This is a genomic window from Daejeonella sp. (assembly GCF_044342615.1).
Lineage (GTDB): Bacteria > Bacteroidota > Bacteroidia > Sphingobacteriales > Sphingobacteriaceae > Daejeonella.
Window position 1 is genome coordinate 1 of the sequence record NZ_JBIIPN010000174.1, and the last position, 4485, is coordinate 4485.

The 4485-nt window shown below is 33.4% G+C and carries 6 protein-coding genes; 3 read left to right on the forward strand and 3 right to left on the reverse strand.

All coding sequences use genetic code 11. From position 1 onward, the window contains the following. Both ACIQ0D_RS11695 and ACIQ0D_RS11700 read left to right on the forward strand, forming a co-directional pair. Nucleotides 1-529: ATP-binding protein (locus tag ACIQ0D_RS11695; RefSeq protein ID WP_395805818.1), on the forward strand; the 529-nt coding region annotated here is incomplete at its 5' end. A 14-nt stretch (nucleotides 530-543) separates the two neighbouring features. Next, nucleotides 544-939: a response regulator gene (locus ACIQ0D_RS11700; protein WP_395805820.1), complete on the forward strand. Its 396-nt coding sequence runs from the start codon at nucleotides 544-546 to the stop codon at nucleotides 937-939. 5 nt (nucleotides 940-944) lie between these two features. On the opposite strand, the gene ACIQ0D_RS11705 is transcribed toward ACIQ0D_RS11700, so the two are convergent. The 3 genes from ACIQ0D_RS11705 to ACIQ0D_RS11715 are packed head-to-tail and all read right to left on the reverse strand — an operon-like array spanning nucleotide 945 to nucleotide 3962. Continuing rightward, nucleotides 945-1625 (reverse strand): ABC transporter ATP-binding protein, encoded by a 681-nt coding sequence (locus tag ACIQ0D_RS11705; RefSeq protein WP_395805822.1) that lies wholly within the window; start codon nucleotides 1623-1625, stop codon nucleotides 945-947. A 1-nt stretch (nucleotide 1626) separates the two neighbouring features. After that, complete coding sequence (locus ACIQ0D_RS11710; RefSeq protein ID WP_395805824.1) at nucleotides 1627-2889, reverse strand: ABC transporter permease; 1263 nt, start codon at nucleotides 2887-2889, stop codon at nucleotides 1627-1629. After that, complete coding sequence (locus ACIQ0D_RS11715) at nucleotides 2889-3962, reverse strand: efflux RND transporter periplasmic adaptor subunit (protein ID WP_395805826.1); 1074 nt, start codon at nucleotides 3960-3962, stop codon at nucleotides 2889-2891. Before ACIQ0D_RS11715 ends, ACIQ0D_RS11710 begins: the two co-directional genes overlap by 1 nt. 212 nt (nucleotides 3963-4174) lie before the next feature. Here ACIQ0D_RS11715 and ACIQ0D_RS11720 point away from each other — a divergent pair. Then, the coding region (locus ACIQ0D_RS11720) for an XdhC family protein (RefSeq protein ID WP_395805828.1) at nucleotides 4175-4485 on the forward strand (311 nt) is incomplete at its 3' end.

The following is a 4485-nucleotide window of genomic DNA, read 5'->3' on the forward strand; positions in this document are numbered from 1 at the left end:
GAGTCTCAACAAGCTTGAAACTGTAATGGAAGATGTTTCTGGAATTTTAAAAGCAAGAGAAGAAAGCGCCATTCAGAAAAAAGTTATTTTCTCAGTAGCAAAATACGTTAAAAAAGCAGTTAATGAATTTAAGGATGTTTTAAAGGATAGTAATGCAGAAGTTAGCTTTAACATTGAAAGTAATCTGAAACTAAACTTTCCATTAAGTGATTTTTCGACAATTTTATATAACCTAATTGAGAATGCTATAAAATTTAGAGATCCAAAAAGGACATTAAACCTAAATTTAACCGCATCAGAAACACATGATGAGATCATTCTTAAAATTAAAGACAATGGTCTAGGCTTCGATGAAAAAATGGCAAAAGGAAAATTATTCGTATTTTATCAAAGAATGCACAGTCAGATTGAAGGTAAAGGTCTCGGACTTCAATTGGTAAGAAATATTATGGACTCGCATAACGGACAAGTTCATTTTATGAGTGAGGCAGGATCCGGCTCAACTTTCCTGCTCAATTTTAAAAAATAATACCTATCAAAAACATGTCAAATATAGAGAGCCCCAAATTTATAGTTATTGATGATGATAACATTAATAATTTTTTAGTCAGAGGGGTATTAAAGCAATTATCCTCAAGTTCTGAAGTGGAATGCTTCACAAATCCACAACACGCTTTAGATCACCTAATTGGCCTAGAAAACGAAAAATACAAAGATTTAATTATCTTTTTAGACCTCAATATGCCCGTAATAAATGGCTGGGATGTATTAGATAAGCTAAGTGAACATTATGGTGCTTGCCTCCCTGAAAATGCAAAACTATATATCGCAAGTTCTTCAGACATTGATAAAGATATTTCTAGATCCAAAGCTTATGAAATGGTGACCGGATATTTATCAAAACCTCTAAAATTGGAAAAGCTAAAAGAAATTTTATAACCAAATTAAAGATTTATTATTCTACCATCCTCCATCTCAATAATTCGGTGTGTACGATGGGCAAATTCTTGATCATGAGTAACAATCAGTAAAGATTGCTGGTAAACTTCGGCCAGTTCCTTAAAAATATCGAAAACAATTTCACCGTTTTTCTTGTCGAGATTTCCAGTTGGCTCATCACCCATAATAATTAATGGATCATTAATTAATGCCCTTGCTATTGCAATACGCTGCTTTTGGCCACCTGAGACTTGATTTGGCTTTTTTAGAGACTCACTATCAATTCCTAAAATCTTCAACTTTTCATATGCTCGATGTTCGATTTCTTGCTCCGAATATTTACCGAGCTTTAATCCTGGTAGCATCACATTTTTAAGCACCGAAAACTCATTTAACAGATAATGAAATTGAAAAACGAAACCTATTTTTTCATTTCTTACCCTAGCCAAATCAGCTTCCTTCTTATTTTTCATGCTTAGACCATCAATCAAAATCTCCCCTTCATAATCCGTATCCATAGTGGATAAAATATAAAGAAGAGTTGATTTTCCGCATCCAGATTTGCCAATCACAGATACAAAATCGCCCCTATTTATAGTAAAATTTATATCATTCAATACCTGAACAGTAATTGGATCATGAAAATATTTCGAAACAGCTTTGGCTTCTAGAATTATTTTATTCATGCTATTTCCCTCGAATAATTATTACTGGATCTACCTTACTTGCCTTGCGAGCAGGAAAATATCCAGCAAAATAGGTGGTAAAGATTGAAAAAACTGCTCCAATCATATAAAATCTAGGATTATAATTAATTGGATAGGTTTTAATAGTAGGTAATGCTGAGGTATTAAAAGGTATTTGATCAATAGACCATGACATGCCAAGTCCCAAAACCAAGCCCAAAGCGCCACCCAAAATACCAATTGTTAAAGCGATCCCAATAAAAATCCGGTTTACATCCTTGCCAGAAAATCCAGTAGCTTTTAAAATAGCTATCGAATCCATTTTTTCGTAAATCATCATATTGAGGATATTGTAAATACCAAATCCAGCAACAATGAGTAAAGTTATTCCAACCGAGTACGAAATAAGAGTACGAACTGTGCTACCTGTTTCAAATTGAGAATTCGCAGTCTGAATATCAATGGCATCCACCTCAAATAAGTTTTGATATTCCTTGGCTAATGAGGGTGCCAAATTAATATCATTTAGCTTGATCTGAATATCGGTAATATATGAACCCGACTCACCCAAAAGTTTCTGTGTAGTGTTAATTGATGCATAACTTTGAGCATTATCAATATCTTGTAATCCCGATTGAAAAAAACCAACTACCTTTAGCTTAATACGCTCTCCTCTTGAGGTAGTAACTTGAATCATATCACCTACATTGGCTAACATTTTCTCAGCTAAACCTTTGCCCAAAATAATACTATTCGGCGTATTCTTTAGATCTATATAATTCCCATCAATAACATAATTCTGAAATAAAAAGAGATTATTCTCTGCCTCAACATCAATCCCATTTATGGCCCCTGTTAAATCAATAGCTCCAATATTATAAAAGACTTGCGTAATAATTTTAGGTGCTATCCCTGAAACTCTTGAATCTGACCTTAAAAAATCCATAATCGCATCATTATTATAAATTTGAAGTCGCTCTTTTTTAGGCTTAACCGAACTAATAAAATTATGATGCGATTTATAAGTTTCTGATAAATCAATCGGCTGGAAATTAGATGGCCTAATTTCATTATACAAACGAATATGAGCCGTACGATTGATAATTAATCCATCTAGTAAATCATTTAAACCCGACATGAAACTGAGTAAGGTAATAAACATAGCGATACTAAAAGTAACACCAACCCCCGCAACAATTGTTTGCTTTAATCTTGCAACTAATAATGAACCAGAAATACTTACCAATAGTTTAAAATTCATCATCAAGGTTTTTTTAGTTGATCATCAATGCTAATACCAGATATAATCTCAACCATTTGATAATCCTTTAAACCTATTTTAACTTTAACTGTGTCTCCATTGGCCATCACAACACTTGAATCATTTAATAAGTAATTCCTTGGAATTAATAAAGCCCTTTGTTTCGATTTAATCAAAATACTTGCTTCAAAAGAAATATTTGGATAGATTTTAGCTGGTTTTTCAATAAATTCAGCTTCCACTAAAAAGGTTTTGCTTCTTTCATCCATTAAAGGGTTTATACGAGTAAGCTTTGCCTCGAAAACTTGATCTTTATAACTATCAAGTTTCACAACAACTTTGAGTCCCGGTTTGACGACCAAAATATCATATTCATCCACCTGCATCTCTAAAATGAATTGATTTGAGGCTCCAATTGTAGCCAAAGGGCTTTGGGGATTAACCAATTCGCCCTTCGATTTTGTTAAATTGTAAACTAAACCATCCATCTGACTTTTTAAGATAAAATCTTGTGCCAGACTTTGCGAAATATCAAGGTTTTTCTGAGCCTGACTCGACGCAAAGTTCAATTGGCGCTTGAGATCATTGTACCTTATTAAAGCCGAATTAAAAGAATTTCTAGAATTTTGGAAAGATAATTCACGTTGCTCCAACTCCACTTTTGTTCCAACACTTTGTTCCCATAATTTCTTCTGCCTGAAAAATAATAAAGAATCATTTTTCAGTTTATTTCTCAAAAAATCAATGGAAGCTGCTGCATCATTTAATTTTCCCTGATTGGCCGAAAGATTATTAAAATCAGCATTTAGATGTGCATTTTCAAGGTTCAATTGTTGAACTTTACTTGAAACTCGAAGAATTGGCTGACCAACTTTTACTGAATCACCCTCAATAACATAAATTTCCTCAATAATTCCATTAACTGTTGAGTAAGCTTGGTATTGGTTCTTACTTTTTATAATTCCTGAAGCATAAACCGATTGGGAAACTGCTTTAATAACAGGTTTAACCGTATCATCTGGAGTATGACAAGAATAAAGTAACACTAGAAACACAAAAAAAATCAACTGCATCATAAGAACCATTTTTTTAAAACTATACTATTATCAGTGCTCATAAAATGATATAGATCACATTTTATATTAATTAAACAATAAAGAGCAATTGCTGTTTGATTTTGAAAAAATGAATCCCAATGCATCAAAAAAATCAATAATATTTTCCGAAATTTATCCAATTCACCGTCCTTAAAAGACAATAATTAATTTAACTAGCTTTAAAGCTCAGTATGAAAGAAATTAAAGCCATCATTGCTGCTTACGATAAGATCAATCAAACACAAACACGTGCTGCTCTAGCAATTGTTGTACGTGTTGAAGGTTCATCGTATCGCCGTACAGGGGCAAGAATGCTTGTTTTAGATGATGGAACATGGATTGGCGGAATTAGTGGAGGTTGCCTTGAAGGCGATGCATTGAAACGCGCGCGACTAGCCATAAACAAATCTGAAGCCTCACTCATTACCTATGATACCAGTGAAGATGATCCGCATCAAATTGGAGTGGGATTGGGTTGCAACGGCATCATTGATGTCTTGTT